Annotated in this window: 16 protein-coding genes; 12 read left to right on the forward strand and 4 right to left on the reverse strand. The window is 37.6% G+C overall.

Going from position 1 to position 14,864, the window contains the following annotated elements; genetic code table 11:
• The first annotated feature begins 115 nt into the window (after window positions 1-115).
• The 4 genes from M028_RS0120240 (at window position 116) to arsC (ending at window position 2,034) form a co-directional block, all read left to right on the forward strand.
• The gene (locus tag M028_RS0120240) at window positions 116-319 is read left to right on the forward strand and encodes a hypothetical protein (RefSeq protein WP_026575496.1); all 204 of its coding nucleotides are present in this window, start codon (window positions 116-118) and stop codon (window positions 317-319) included.
• A 261-nt stretch (window positions 320-580) separates the two neighbouring features.
• Window positions 581-928 carry an ArsR/SmtB family transcription factor gene (locus tag M028_RS0120245; RefSeq protein ID WP_026575497.1) on the forward strand — a complete coding sequence of 116 codons (348 nt, stop codon included), beginning with the start codon at window positions 581-583 and terminating at the stop codon, window positions 926-928.
• A 31-nt stretch (window positions 929-959) separates the two neighbouring features.
• Entirely contained in the window at window positions 960-1,601 is a 642-nt protein-coding gene (locus M028_RS0120250; RefSeq protein WP_026575498.1) for an aquaporin, read from the forward strand.
• 13 nt (window positions 1,602-1,614) lie between these two features.
• Entirely contained in the window at window positions 1,615-2,034 is a 420-nt protein-coding gene (gene arsC, locus M028_RS0120255; protein WP_026575499.1) for an arsenate reductase (thioredoxin), read from the forward strand.
• A 404-nt stretch (window positions 2,035-2,438) separates the two neighbouring features.
• Here arsC and M028_RS30525 read toward each other — a convergent pair whose 3' ends face one another.
• Window positions 2,439-4,058, reverse strand: coding sequence for a HAMP domain-containing sensor histidine kinase (locus tag M028_RS30525; protein WP_051591119.1), 1,620 nt, complete (start codon window positions 4,056-4,058; stop codon window positions 2,439-2,441).
• Window positions 4,048-4,764: a response regulator transcription factor gene (locus tag M028_RS0120270; RefSeq protein WP_026575500.1), complete on the reverse strand. Its 717-nt coding sequence runs from the start codon at window positions 4,762-4,764 to the stop codon at window positions 4,048-4,050. Before M028_RS0120270 ends, M028_RS30525 begins: the two co-directional genes overlap by 11 nt.
• A 181-nt stretch (window positions 4,765-4,945) precedes the next feature.
• Here M028_RS0120270 and M028_RS30530 point away from each other — a divergent pair, with 181 nt between their 5' ends.
• The 7 genes from M028_RS30530 (at window position 4,946) to M028_RS0120305 (ending at window position 11,454) form a co-directional block, all read left to right on the forward strand.
• Window positions 4,946-5,608 carry a phosphatase PAP2 family protein gene (locus tag M028_RS30530; protein WP_051591120.1) on the forward strand — a complete coding sequence of 221 codons (663 nt, stop codon included), beginning with the start codon at window positions 4,946-4,948 and terminating at the stop codon, window positions 5,606-5,608.
• 69 nt (window positions 5,609-5,677) lie between these two features.
• A complete protein-coding gene (locus tag M028_RS0120280) occupies window positions 5,678-6,853 on the forward strand; it encodes an MGDG synthase family glycosyltransferase (RefSeq protein ID WP_026575501.1) in 1,176 nt (391 codons plus the stop codon).
• A gap of 20 nt (window positions 6,854-6,873) precedes the next feature.
• A complete protein-coding gene (locus tag M028_RS0120285; protein ID WP_026575502.1) occupies window positions 6,874-7,539 on the forward strand; it encodes a TVP38/TMEM64 family protein in 666 nt (221 codons plus the stop codon).
• A 24-nt stretch (window positions 7,540-7,563) separates the two neighbouring features.
• Window positions 7,564-8,253 carry a polysaccharide deacetylase family protein gene (locus tag M028_RS0120290; protein WP_026575503.1) on the forward strand — a complete coding sequence of 230 codons (690 nt, stop codon included), beginning with the start codon at window positions 7,564-7,566 and terminating at the stop codon, window positions 8,251-8,253.
• A gap of 360 nt (window positions 8,254-8,613) precedes the next feature.
• Window positions 8,614-9,486 carry a YitT family protein gene (locus M028_RS0120295; RefSeq protein WP_026575504.1) on the forward strand — a complete coding sequence of 291 codons (873 nt, stop codon included), beginning with the start codon at window positions 8,614-8,616 and terminating at the stop codon, window positions 9,484-9,486.
• Between the two features lie 128 nt (window positions 9,487-9,614).
• A complete protein-coding gene (locus tag M028_RS0120300) occupies window positions 9,615-10,193 on the forward strand; it encodes a hypothetical protein (protein WP_026575505.1) in 579 nt (192 codons plus the stop codon).
• Window positions 10,194-10,488: 295 nt separating this feature from the next.
• A complete protein-coding gene (locus M028_RS0120305; RefSeq protein WP_026575506.1) occupies window positions 10,489-11,454 on the forward strand; it encodes a quinone oxidoreductase family protein in 966 nt (321 codons plus the stop codon).
• A gap of 406 nt (window positions 11,455-11,860) precedes the next feature.
• Here M028_RS0120305 and M028_RS0120310 read toward each other — a convergent pair whose 3' ends face one another.
• Both M028_RS0120310 and M028_RS0120315 read right to left on the reverse strand, forming a co-directional pair.
• A complete protein-coding gene (locus M028_RS0120310; protein ID WP_051591121.1) occupies window positions 11,861-12,529 on the reverse strand; it encodes a hypothetical protein in 669 nt (222 codons plus the stop codon).
• Window positions 12,530-12,563: 34 nt separating this feature from the next.
• Window positions 12,564-13,925 carry an arsenic transporter gene (locus tag M028_RS0120315; RefSeq protein WP_026575508.1) on the reverse strand — a complete coding sequence of 454 codons (1,362 nt, stop codon included), beginning with the start codon at window positions 13,923-13,925 and terminating at the stop codon, window positions 12,564-12,566.
• Between the two features lie 353 nt (window positions 13,926-14,278).
• On the opposite strand from M028_RS0120315, the gene M028_RS0120320 reads away from it, so the two are divergent.
• Window positions 14,279-14,806: a GNAT family N-acetyltransferase gene (locus M028_RS0120320; protein WP_026575509.1), complete on the forward strand. Its 528-nt coding sequence runs from the start codon at window positions 14,279-14,281 to the stop codon at window positions 14,804-14,806.
• The last annotated feature ends 58 nt before the right edge of the window (window positions 14,807-14,864 follow it).

Genomic DNA, 14,864 nt, shown 5'->3' on the forward strand with positions numbered 1-14,864 from the left:
CATTTATATACCATCCAAAATCTGTTAAAATATTACTAATATATGGAGATTAGCAGAATGGTTTGGGTTTGGATCTCTTTTTGTAGAGATTCAATACCAAAGGAGGGGAAGAATTGTGTTTTGGATAATGGTTGTTCTATTAATCGTCTTAATAATAGTATTTGAAGAGGCAGCCAGCTATTTTTGGAAACAATATTTATATGGGCCCAGTAATAAAAGTCAAAGAAAATGGAAGAAATGGATGATGAAGGCTTTAACTTTTATAAGGAAAAAACCGCAAATAGAAATACGTGAAATGAAGAAAGAAAAGAGTTCATAAGCATTGGAAAAGCAGACAGGATAAAAGGTTCAAACCTAGAAATACCTCAAAAGTAAACCCTAGTGTGCGGTAAAATAATTATTTTGGACAAAGTTCAATTTCATTTATCGTAGATGATGGAGGGCTGTGTTCAGAAGGATTGCTGCGGCGATCTTTTTTTATTTACAATAACTTTACATTTAACTTCTTGAAGCAAGTATATAAGTGATTTATTATATAAGCGGTTAGTTATATGTTTATATGAAAAAAAGAGGTGCAATCATGTTAAAATCCACCGTCGATATAGACCAAGCTGCTAATGTTTTTAAACTATTAGGTGATAAAACACGATTAACCATTGTTGGCATTTTAAAACAACGTGAATGTTGCGTTTGTGAACTACTCGAAATCTTTGATACGAGTCAGCCGTCCATCAGCCAACATCTTCGCAAATTAAAAGATGCAGGACTTCTTAAAGAAGAAAGAAGGGGTCAATGGGTTTATTATTCCTTAAATCACCAAAGTGATTTATATGACCTTATCGATGAAATTTTAAAGCATGTGCCTGAACAAGCTGAAAAAATCAAACAAATTGAAAAAAGCAATCCTACGCTTCGTTGTGGTTGCTAAGCAATTAAATCATCAAGGAGAATAGAACAGCATGAAAAAAAAGTTAATCAGCGAATTTTTAGGAACCTATTTTTTGGTTTTTGCTGGAACGGGTGCCGTTGTAATTGACGACATTACGAAGAGTTTAACCCATGTAGGTGTAGCCCTAACATTTGGACTTGTCGTCATGGCATTAATTTTTGCGTTTGGTCACCTTTCTGGTGCTCACTTTAATCCAGCGGTTACGATTGCATTTTTAATTCATGGGGATATAAATAAGTGGGAAGCAATTAATTATATTATCATTCAAATCATTGCAGGGATTGCTGCAAGTGCAACGTTGTTAGGTTTATTTGGTAATGTCGCAACACTCGGCACCACAATACCAAGAGGTTCATGGGAACAATCATTCATTTTGGAATTGATCCTTACATTTTTCTTGATGATGGTTATATTTGGTTCAGCTGTTCATGGTAAAGCTGTCAAATCCTTTGCAGGAATTGCGATAGGTGCAACAGTTGGGTTAGAAGCCATGTTCGCAGGACCAATTTGTGGTGCATCCATGAACCCTGCAAGGTCAATTGGTCCTGCCCTTGTATCAGGAACAACACAGCATTTATGGGTGTATATTGTCGCAACGATAGTAGGTGCCAGTATCGCGGCAGTTATTTATAAACAACTACACGAAAAATAAAGGAGAATACATCATGACTAAAAAAACAATCTATTTTCTTTGTACAGGGAACTCTTGCCGCAGTCAAATGGCAGAAGGTTGGGCTAATAAACTTTTAGGTGATGAATGGGAAGTTAAAAGTGCTGGACTTGAAGCACACGGATTGAATCCTAATGCCGTAAGAGCAATGAATGAATCCGGGATTGATATATCTAAACAAACATCCAATGTAATCGACCCTGAAATTCTAAATCATGCTGATTTAGTTGTGACATTGTGTGGACATGCAGCAGATCACTGTCCCGTAACACCTCCCAACGTTAAACGCGTGCATTGGGGATTCGATGATCCTGCAAAAGCAGAGGGAACAGAAGAAGAAAAATGGGCATTCTTCCAACGTGTCCGTGATGAAATAAAAGGCCGTATTAAACGTTTTGCTGAAACTGGAGAATAATAAAAATCAGTAACAAAGTATGAAAACAGAAGGAGGAAATGGACATGAAAATCACTGACGAAGCTCGTGATGAATTTAAAAAAATGTTCAAAGAAGAGAATGCCAAGAATATTCGTATCTTTTTTGACGGCTTTGGCTGAGGACAGCCAAGGATTGGACTGGCTCTGGATGAGCCAGAAGCAGACGATATGATTGTCATGATAAATGATATAAAAGTAGCAATCGACCCAATTATAGAACCGAATACAGAAGACCTTATTCTTGATCGAAGCGGGAATGGAAGAGGGATTTCGTTGATAGGTAATACGGGAAGATGTTGTTAAAAAAGACCTTTTCAGGTCTTTTTTCGTTTATCCAATTGCTCATCAGATTAACCTCTGATGAGCCAATTGATTATATCGTTTTTAGTATTTCGGATCCATACTATAATCTTCGTTGATCGGTAAACGTATCAAAAGGTGAATGACTTGATTTTTATAATCGACATGAATGGTGCCGTGATGCAATTCAATAATGCTTTTGGTTATGGCTAACCCTAATCCCGCCCCGGAATTATTGGATGACCGAGAAGCATCCACTCGATAAAAACGATCAAATAATCTCGTTACCTCTTCTTCAGAGAGGGACTCACATGGATTTGAAACAGAAATTTGCACAAATTTTTTGTTTTTAACCATGTTAACATGAATATTTCCAGGGGGTGTACTATATTTGATGGCATTCGTAAGCACGTTTTCCAAGGCACGAACCATTTGATTCGGGTCGACCTCCATCAGGATGGGTTCTTTCGGAAGTTCGTTCCTAAATACCACATGATGATCTTTCGCGATTGGATCCAGTTCATCCATAAGCTGTCGCAGCATTTGATTTAGGCTGACTTTTTCCTTTTTGAGCTGTACACCCTCATAATTTAAGCGGGTAAAATCAAATAAATCCTCTACTAATTTTTTTAATTGCTCCGATTTTCCGTATGCAATATCTACGTATTCGTCTAATTGTGTTTGATTCTTGTATTGATGATCTTTCACTAGTCTTAAATAGCCCATTACAGAAGTTAACGGGGTGCGTAAATCATGGGAGACATTGGTGATCAGTTCATCCTTTAATTTTTCCGTTTGCCTTTGCCTTTCAATCATTTCGTTTAATTCCGAAGCCATATAATTGATATTAGTTGCAAGAGACCCTAATTCATCAGTGCTTTTCTCGCGAATCCGATAGTGTAAATTTCCTTTTGCTATTTCCATCAAACCTAATGCAATCTCCTCAATTTCTTTCATTTTCCGTTTAGTTATTAAATAAAAACAGAGAATAAACGTAATAAGTCCAAGAAGGTAGGGGGTAACTCCGGGTTCTTCCACGTATAAAGTTTTTGATTTAGGGACGCCACTGACCATTAAATAGTTTTTACCTCCATTTAGGGTGATGGGGTAGATTCTTGTAACGGTTGGGTGTTCCTCATGCTCTTTTTCAACAAAAGCCTTTTGAGCCTTCTCCATTATATCTTGAAGATCTACCTGCGTATTCTCCATGCCTCCCGATTGATAAAGGACATTCCCATCTAAATTGGTAATCGCTGTAGTGAGATGATTCTTTTGTTTTGGTGTGCGGATTAAATAGAGAATCAATTCGTTCTTGGTTAAATGATAGGTAGAATTCTCACCATTCGGAACGGATAACCATACCTCATTTCCTTTTGAGGAGGGGAGAGGGCGGTTGAGAAACTTATTTTTAAAAACAGGATCTTCGTCTCCCAATTCATTAACAAGCCCGTTCGTATCCTCATTCATTTGCTTAAATTGTCTGACCATATTTCGAGCACTTTCATCAATCGTTACAATTCCTTCAGTAAAATCAAGCCTTCGATCTTTATTCACAAAGAAGGGGCTTGAGGCAAAACCGACAATGAGTGAAACAAGAATACAAAATGCAAACGCGATGATCACCTGAATTCGTATGCTTGACTTCACTGGATAAATCAGTTTATCCCAATACCTTCCTTTTAGAAAAGGTTTTTTATTGTTCAATTTTATAGCCCACTCCCCAAACCGTTTTTATATAGCGAGGTGTCCGTGGGTTATTCTCAAGTTTCTCACGCAAATTACGAATATGAACCATTACCGTGTTTTCTGATTCATAAAATGGTTCATTCCAAACCTGTTCATAGATTTTTTCCGTACTAAACACAACACCGACATTCCGCGCTAAAAGTTCTAAAATGGCAAATTCCCTTGGTGTTAATTTTACTTCCCTACCTTCGACTGTAACCTCGTGTGTCGAAATGTTAATGGTAAGCTCATCGATGGAAATCACATCCATCTGACTAGTTGGATTGATTTGTCGATTTCCATCTGTTTGATTTAAACGAAGATAACGTCGAAGCTGCGATTTAATTCTTGCCACTAATTCCAAAGGCTGAAAAGGTTTTGTGACATAATCATCTGCACCGGTTGTTAACCCCATGATCTTATCCATGTCCTGCGATTTTGCCGATAACATAATAATAGGAACATTTCGGCTTTCTCTGATCTTCATACAGGCTTGAATTCCATCTAAACGAGGCATCATGATGTCTAAAACCACCAAATGAACCGTTTCCTTTTCAAGGTATTCTAACCCCTCGATGCCATCGGCTGCTTTCAATACGTTATATCCCTCATTCGTAAGATAAATCCCGATTAAATCTCTTATTTCTTTTTCATCATCAATAATTAGAATGGTTTCTTGTGACATATAAACCTCTCCTTTCTAATGCCTAAATTTTACTCTAATCCTCTTAAGAAAAAACAATAGAATTTCTGAAGATTTTCTGAAGTTCTTCATTAACTTTTAAGAAAATCTTCAGAAAGAACGGCATTTTTCCTTAAGAAGTTTTTTGTACGATACATACATGCAGACGAGGAGGTATTCGGAAATGCATGAAAAATGGAAAACAGTTGGTATGCTTTGCTTTTTGCTCAGTATACCAGCGATGATGTTGGTTTATCCATCCTTGAATACACCCATTCGCGGTGTTCATTCGCTTGTAACGAGTTTAGACCAAGCCATTCCTGTTGTGAAATGGTTTGTAATTCCTTATGTTGCCTGGGTTGGTTATATAACGATGACGTTGATTTACTTTTGTTTCAAGGATCGTACATTGGCATTCAAAACGGTTCTTGTTTTTGACCTTGGATTATTGGTTTGTTTTCTTATTTATTATTTTTATCAAACGGTGGGGCCTGTACGCCCTGTGATTAGTGGGCATGATGTTCTATCGCGAATATTGCAGTATGTGTATCAAATTGATCAACCATACAATAGCTTTCCAAGCATTCATGTCATGAGCAGTTATTTAATGATGCGGGCCATTCGGAATTGCTCGTGGAAAAACAAGTGGATTCAATGGTTCATTGGAGGTTTCTCTATCTCGATTATCCTTGCCACCTTGTTTATTAAACAGCATTTGATGATAGATGTTGCAGCAGCCATTTTCTTGGTTGAGGTTTTATTTAAAATGGTAGAACTCGGTTTTAGCTGGTTATTCGTACCAAAACAAAAAGTAAAAGCTGTTGCAAAGAAGTCTTTTTCAGTATAGCCAGGATGACTTAAGATGACCCGCTGACGGGGCATTTGAAATAGATACATTTTAAAGGAGTGGAGATCCATGAAGGCAATCAATAAAGAAAAAATTTTAATTCTTACTGGTAATTATGGAGATGGCCATATTCAAGTTGCTCAGGCATTAAATGAAGCGATACAGATTCGATTTCCATCCTTAGAACCCGTGGTATTTGATTTTATGGAATGGGTTCATCCTTATTCCAATCAGGTCAGTCGCTATCTTTATCTACAAGGAGTGAAAAAATTCCCGCAGGTGTATGGATACTTTTATCAAAAAACACGGAGAATGAACACTTTTTCTAAAGTGATGAAGACCATTTTTTCAACAGGAATTGGACGGATGGTTAAATTGATTGAGGAGGTGCAGCCAGCTGTTGTTGTCAGTACGTTTCCTTTGGCAGCTGCTGTGATGTCCAAGGTGAAATCCTATGGGTTAACAAATATCCCTACTGTCACAACCATTACGGATCATACCGATCATAGTTGCTGGATTTATCCTCATACTGATCAATATATCGTCGGTTCGAAGGTTGTCCGCGATTCTTTGATTCAATTAGGCGTGGAAAAGAATCGAATTGCCGATATCGGGATTCCGATCCGCCAGCAATTTTCTCAATCCTTTAAGCGGGAGGAAATTCTTAAGAAACATAGTCTAGATCCGCATTTACCAACCGTTCTAGTGATGGGAGGCGGGTGCGGCTTGATTGGCGAAGGAAGTTCTACAATTCAGGAGTTTGATGCATTGCCACAGCCGATTCAATTGATCATTGTTTGTGGACATAATGAAAAACTCCGGGTGGAATTAAAGGAGAAGCTAAAGGGTTCCAAACACCGTATCCATCTTACGGGTTATATCGATTACGTTCATGAGTTAATGGCGATCTCCGATGTAATGATTACCAAACCGGGCGGAGTCACTACTTTTGAAGCGATTGCCATGGAATTGCCAATGCTTCTTCATAAACCGATTCCTGGGCAAGAACAGGATAACGCTAAATTTTTAGTTCGTTCAGGGGTGGCGATTCAGGCTGAAACGGAAAGTGATCTAACGGATCATTTATCCACATTACTGAGCAATGCTGAACTTCTTCAACAAATGAGAGAGAATTCGAAACAATTCCATCCGAAAGAATCCGCGTTTGCATCCGTTGAAATCATTATCGATACAAAAGAGACCTATAACCGTTTGCAAACCCTTATGTATTCTTTCGGTTTATAAGCAAATAGGAAGGTGGGAAAATGGAAAATAGTATGTTTTTGTCGTTAAAGTTAAAAAAACCAACAGTCCGCACTCTTTCCATCGGAAGTTTGATGATTTTCTTATTGCTTACGGGAATTTATTTATACTTTGTTCATACGGGAGCAGCAAAAGGATGGCTTGAATCGATTCGTCAGCTTGGTGTTTTCGGTATCGTGTTAGGGATTATGATTCAAAGTTTGGTGAATGTCATTCCGGCACCAGGCGAATTTGTTTCTCTTTTTCTAATTGAAATTTATGGTCCGGTTGCCGGTGGATTCTATTCTTTCATTGGAGGAGTCTTAGGGGCCATCCTTGCGTATTGTTTGTCTGATTGGATTGCTCGTCCGATCATTGAACCAATGGCTAAGCCCTATCTGGAAAAAATCGATCGCTGGCTAAAAAAGCGGGGAGATATTGGTCTTTTGATCATCCGTTTTGTCCCATTGGTTCCTTATCATTTCATCAACTATGCGGCCGGGATATTGCGCGTAAACAAAATGGCGTTTATTTGGACAACCGCTTTAGGGATCTTGCCTTATACCATCACGATTAGCAGCATATTTGCAGGATTTCGTTATGGAAAATTCCTACCTTTTATTATTGGCGGCGGACTCTTTATTTTGTCCTCTATTTTAAGTATCGTCTACCGGAGAAAAATGGATTAAATCTTTGAACGGGGAGGGTCAGATATGGTTATGATGATTTTACTTTTATTATTGGTCCTTGTATTCTACTGGCTGGTTCCTTATTTTCTTACTGCCGGTTTAGGGATCGGGGTTTTAAAACGAAAGGATTCTTCTGCAAAAATTGCATTTACGTTTGATGACGGTCCCAATCGGATTTTCACTCCACAGCTGTTGGACGTGTTAAAAGCAAATAATATAAAAGCGACATTTTTTGTTGTCGGTTCTAAGGCGGAAAAATACCCGGAGTTAATCGAAAGAATGCATGAAGAGGGACATTTAATCGGAATCCATAATTACGTTCACAAATCGAACTGGATCATGAGCCCATGGAAGATTCGAGAGGATCTCGAGAAGAGCTCTTCGATTATTGAAAAAATCACGGGGGAACGTCCGATCTATTATCGTCCGCCATGGGGGTTAATGAACTTATTTGACTTTTTCCTTATGAAATACTATAAGATCATTCACTGGTCGGTCATGGCGGAAGATTGGAAAAGTAGAGGCGGCAGTGAAAAGGTGAAAAACATTCTGTTACAGAAGATAAAACATGGCGATGTCATTCTCCTGCATGATTGCGGGGAAACTTTTGGGGCAGATGCACATGCACCAATGAACACGATCGATGCATTAAAAGATGTCTTGAAAGATCTTTCAAGCCGGGGGATGGCTTGTGTCAGAATCGATGAATTGTAGAATTAACGGGTGCAATGGTTGAAGATCAAGTTGTCAATTTGGCAGCTTTTTTTTTATTGGATTAAAGTGTAGTTTAGTCCAATAAGGATTAATTGTTGGTCAAAAAGGTTGAAACCATTTTGTAGAAGTTTCGTAATATAGGAAGCTAATTATTAGGGGGGAGTGTTAGGAAATAATTAATAAGCATTTTCATTACTCTTTCATTTTTATTTGGTTTAAGTTATGGCATCACTTTTTACACCAACACAAAACCATACGAGAATGAAATAACACCATCAGCGTGAAACTAAGGTACAAGCTGATTGCAAAAATTCATGCCAACAATTTTATGGTATGCCTAAATAGGAAGAGAGGAATTTTATGAGTTTAATCCAAAAGCAAAAGACTAATAAACTAAGAATGATTTTACGAGGATTATTAGTGATTATTGGGGGATTTATTGCTGCATATGGGCTAGAAACAGTATTAATCCCTAACAACGTATCAGATGGGGGAGTTACCGGTTTAAGTATTGTTGGTTCTGAACTATTCGATTTACCATTAGGAGCCCTGATTGCAATCATAAATATCCCATTTATCTGGTTAGGTTATAAACAAATCGGAAAAACTTTTGCGTTCTTTTCGATTATCGGAATTGTATCGCTTTCGATTGGTACCATTTTATTTCATCATACGCCGGCTATTATTCAAGGGGATACATTATTAATCACCGTTGTTGGGGGTATAATCCTTGGTTTTGGAATGGGATTAGCCTTGCGTAATGGCGGCGCATTAGATGGAATCGATATGCTTGCCGTACTCCTATCCCGAAAATTACCGTTTGGGACAAGCGATTTTATTCTTTTCTTAAACGTATTTGTGTTTATGATCGTATCAACCGTATTCGGTTTACAAGGAGCAATTCTTTCGGCAATTGCTTACTTTATTGCTTCTAAGGTGATTCACATCGTAGAAGAAGGCTTGAGCGGCTCTAAAACCTTTAAAATTATTTCAACTCAACCTGGATTAATGGTGGAGACTATACGTGACCGCTTGGGACGAAGTGCAACGTTTAACGAGGTTTATGGTGGCTTTTCTCACGAAAAATTTAGAGAAATTACCTGTGTCATTAATCGGTTAGAAGAAACCAAACTAAAGGAAATTATTAATGAAATTGACCCAAAATCTTTTGTTACCGTTTATGATGTAGCAGAAGTGAAGGGTGGTAATTTCAGAAAGAATAATATTCATTAGATAAAACTTAGTTTTTAAAATCACTAATTTAAATAACAATTCATAATGAGATAGTGGAAGAAAAATGCTTGAAACTTATATTCATTTATACCGTCTATTAGGTTAAATAAGTAAAAAGGGGTGGAGTTATGTCAAAAAATAATGACAGTGTAAAAACCTTTTTTATATGTTTAATCTTGATAATGTCAGGGTTCTTAATAGCTGCTTGCTCTCAAAAAGAAGAGGAGGATCGGCATAAGACAGCAATAAAAAAAGTTCTAGAGCACCTCTTCACTGGTCCAGATGAGAAGTTTATTGAGCTAATGTGGAATCCAAAATATAGGACTGTTGTGAATAATAAAGAAGAGAACCCGGAGTTAGATAAGTATGTATCAGAAGTATACGGACCATACATGACAGATTCTTATCTCAATCCTTTCCTTTCTACAATTGGTTCTCAATATGCAACTTTTGCTCACGATAATGGATATAAGTTAAGTCTCAAGCACATTACGATTAATCAGAGTGAGAATCATTCAAATCGTTATACCTTCATAGCAGTAGTTGGTTATCAGAAAAATGACAATGAAGAAAAAACTGCAAATGTAGAAGGCGAGGTCATCTTCTCTTCAAAAGAAGAAGGAAAAATCGAGGGATTTGAACATATAAATGATAATGGCTTGTCGGATATTTTAAGAACCTCAGGAGTGTTGGAGAAACGAAAATAATTATACAAACAGGGAGGCGAAAGAACGAGAAGGGTATAGTGGAAGTACTGGTTCGCTTTTCATGTTAAATTAATATGAAATACATTGTTATGTTTCAAAGCATACTAAAAGTAAATCTTGGTATAAGGTGTTAATGGAGTAGCTGACGTATATAAAGTGATAAAACAAACCCATATTTCGAAGAGACAGATTTGGGAACTAAAACAGATTAAGGGGGAGTAGTACGTGCATTTATAATGGACTAATATTTAATAAAATGGTTTGTAAAAGTTCAATGAAAAGAGGTTACCAAATTTTGAAAGCACTCGTTTTTAATACATATGGCGGTCCGGAAGTCCTGGAATATCGAGAAATAACGGATCCTATCATCGGTCCGGATCAAATACTTATAAGAATGAAAGCAATTGGTCTAAACTTTGCCGACATTTATAGGAGGAAAGGAAATTATCATCTTGCTGGAAAGCCTCCATATATTTTAGGTTATGAGGGTGCAGGAATTGTAGAAAAGGTAGGAGCAGAGGTGCAAGGCATATGCATAGGAGACCGGATTGCATTTGCAGATGTTCCGTTTGCCAATGCAGAGCTAGTAGCTGTTCCATATGAAAAATTAATACCTCTGCCGGAATTAGTTTCATTTGAGCAGGCTGCATCTATACTACTTCAAGGGCTAACTGCACATTATCTTACACGGGACAGTTATGCTGTGAAAAATAACGATGTTATCTTAGTACACGCAGCAGCCGGAGGTGTCGGGCAGCTACTGGTTCAAATTGTAAAGCTTCTTGGAGGTAGGGCAATCGGTTTAACATCTTCCCATGAAAAAGTAGAAGTAATAAAAAAAGCTGGTGCGGATTTCGTTGCTCTGTATAAGGATGACTGGAAACAGAAAGTACTGGAGGTAACGAACGGCAAAGGGGTGGATATTGTTTATGAGTCGGTAGGTTCTACACTCATGGACAGCTTTGCTGTAACGCGCATTGGGGGTACGGTTGTATTTTATGGCATGTCAGGTGGAGATCCTGCTCCAGTTGATCCTCGTATGCTGATGGATGAATCAAAAACCCTGACTGGGGGAGACCTTTGGAATGTTCTCACTTCTATGGAAGAACGAATCACTCGATCAAACGAGCTATTCAGATGGTTACAAGAAGGAAAATTAAAAGTATTAGAACCTACAACATTTGCGTTGAAAGATGGACAAGAAGCGCATCGATATCTAGAAAGCCGGAAAAGTACGGGTAAGATCTTATTAATTCCTTAAGGAGTTACCTTATGGTAGAACTCTATTAGTAGACACAAGCGAAATGTAGGCACCTCAAATATTTGAAATCTTCAATATATAAGGGCTAGTGCCTCAGTTGACTCACCTTGAATAATTGGAGGATTTTGGGGTTATGAATAATAATTGTGTCTTTACATTAATCCTAAACATATAGAACAAAAAATACCCCAATTACATATTCTAATAATAGGTGATACACCAAAAATAGACCGTGTTTGGTTCACACGGTCTAAAAAATAAGTCTAGAAGTGTATGATTAATCCATCCTCGTCGCTAAACAATGGGTGGATTTTTCTTTTGATGTAACTTTGATATTTCCCATTAAACACCTTCCAATATATTAAGATTTAAATGAAGGAGATTGTCCCCGTATCCTAAGTCCTAATTAATAAGATACCTGAATGGTTTTGATATGCTCTAAATTCCAGACCACTGTTTCACCTTCATCTGTTACCAAGGTTGCTTTGTTATCTTGTACCTTTACGAGTAAGCCTATTTTTTCGGGGTGGTCACCATAATCCAGAATAACCAATCGATTTTCTAACTTTTTCAACTGGACATCAAAACTTCTAGCAAATTGGTTTGATACTGGTTTAAGGAGTTGGTTTTGTTTGTCCAGCTTATAAGGAGTTGTACCAGGTGGATAAGGAATGAGCCATTTTAAATGGTTCATCGATATGAACATCGTTTTATAGGCTGGTGAGTGAAAAACAACATAATCGTTCATGATGCTGGTTATATAGCCATTAATGGTTTTTTCACCTGAAACATATGCCTTAACGAATAATCCTTTAGCGTTATTTAATATTTGGCGATAGGAAATTACCTCTGTATCAATGGGTTTTTCGTATGGAGGTTCGCAACAGAGATCTTCTTCGATAAAATTGATTTCTTTCACTCTTTGTATTTGAACGAATGGAATATAGAGAAAGGTGTGGGTACATTCATGATACAAAACAAGGATGTCTAAGCCGGAATCAATTAAGATTCCTCTGTGAAAAATTCCTCCTGTTATCTCCACCTCAATATTTTTTTCAATGAAATCTAAAAGCATGTTAATTCACCTATATTCTCCCTTTCAAATTGGTTTATCTTTGAAGGACACCTCCAAAAAAATAAGAAACCCAATAATATAAAATCACTAATGTGAACAATACAGTTGGTGGAATCACGACAAATGTAACTTTCATATATTGCCACCAAGTAATCATTACTTTTCCACGCCTTAAAATATGCATCCACATGAGCGTAGCGAGCGTCCCCATTGGAAGTAGTAACGAGCCCATATCACTTCCAACAATGTTTGCTAAATAAGCAATTTTTAAGGATAGTAAATCCAGGTTCATATGAGTTAAGGTAAGGGTCCCCACCATTAGTGCCGGGTGGTTATTAAATAGGTTCGACAGTACCGTTAAAAGTGTCCCCATTAAGACACTTGCATGGAGCAGGCTTCCAGAAACTAGTGGACGCATGAATCCAATCAACCAGTCGGTTAAACCAATGTTATTTAGACCGTAAATGATAGTATACATACAAAAAGCGAAAATGAGGATATACCACGGCGTTTTTTTCAGCATATCGCCAGGTGAAACCTTTAGATAGGCCCAGCGCCAACCTAGGAGAACAAGCGATCCAAGTACAGCTACAAGGGAAACAGGAATGGCGAAAAAGGATGCAACAAAGAGGCTGACACGTACAGCAAATACGAATAGAAGGACATATAGCATAAATCTTGTCCGTTTCTTCTCCGAATCAAATTTAGGTCCCAGTTTCTTTGCATAATCAGAAGGATTGTTTAGACCCGATACACTAGTAGGAATGGTCTTTGGTAAGATTTTGCGAAAATAAACGAAAAGGAGCCCGACTAAGAGTAGTAAACCAAGTGTAGCTGGTACAAACATCATCGCTGTATGCAGCCACAACGTCATATGCACGATTTTCAGTGCAATCAAATTTACAATATTACTTACACCGATTGGTGCACTAGAAGCTGTCGCAATTAAGCCTCCAGAAAGTAAATAAGGAATTTTTTGATGGTTTTTTAATCCCATGTTGTTCAATAGCATCACTAAAATCGGTGTGGTGATTAAAATACTTCCATCATTATTGAAGAAGAGTGTCATCAGGAAACAAAGAAGGTTGACATACCAAAATAATCGTACGCCTGACCCCTTGGATATTTCAGCTAATTTATCTGCAACCCAGTTAAAAAATCCAAAACTTTCTAAGACAATCGCCATGACAATGGTTGCCATGATGGTAATCGCAGCACCACTAATGGTATCCGCGATGACACCTAAGTCTGAAAATGAAACACTGCCGCTAAGCAATACAATCAATGCACCAATTGCAGCAGGTATGGCTTCATTCATCCCTTTGGGTCTCCATAGAATAAATACCAGGGTACCCAAAAAGGCTAAAATGGTGATCCAAGCCATTGGTTGAAGCATATTATTTCTCCTTTCTTGCTTACTAAGTTTTGAGAGTTCTTTACCTCCTCTATCGTCAGTAAGCGCTTGTCCCTCCCTTCCATCTGTCCCTCTTGTGATGTTGTACTGTATTTATATGTATCACGGATAAGACATGCTTTAGGTTTGTACCCTTTTTTATTACAATTGTGCTTTTATCTATGAAAAAACGCTTAATAGATTAGAATAAACAATCTAAGATTGGGGTGAATGTGTTAATTCATTTATCTACAGCAACGAAGATACATGGTAAGATTTTCTTACATAAGACTTTTACAGAATAAGTATTTTTAGTAAAGTAAAATCATATTTTACGAAATTTGGAGGTTGTTTATATGGAAAATAGATCAAAAACAGCAAATACCATAAAAATAGAAAATTGTATCTCCATTGAGGAACATGTAAATGAACTTTCAACACTTCTCATACAGGTCGTTGCAGATGGAGCTTCAATTGGCTTTTTACCCCCCTTGGATCGTTCAGAGGCAAATCAGTATTGGGGAAATGTGCTAAACCCTGGAGTGATCTTATTCTTAGCTAAGATGAACCATGAAATAGCTGGAACCGTACAATTGCATCTATGCCAAAAGCAGAATGGCGGACATAGAGCAGAAATTGCCAAATTAATGACGCACCCTAATTATCGGCGGAATGGGATTGGCCGTTTATTAATGGAAGAAGCGCAGGAAACAGCTATAAAGATGGGGAGAAGCCTATTAGTTCTCGATACTAGGGAAGGGGATCCTTCTAATTTACTTTATTCTTCATTAGGATTTATTCAAGGCGGCAGGATTCCTAACTACGCAAGGTCGGAAAACGGACAATTAGATGCTACTATAATTTATTATAAAAATATTATGTAAACAGATGAATTGATAAGCATATACTAGATTAAAATAAAAGAATGATTACCAGCAAATG

The sequence above is a fragment of the Bacillus sp. UNC438CL73TsuS30 genome (genome assembly GCF_000482325.1).
Taxonomy (GTDB): Bacteria; Bacillota; Bacilli; order Bacillales; family Cytobacillaceae; genus Neobacillus.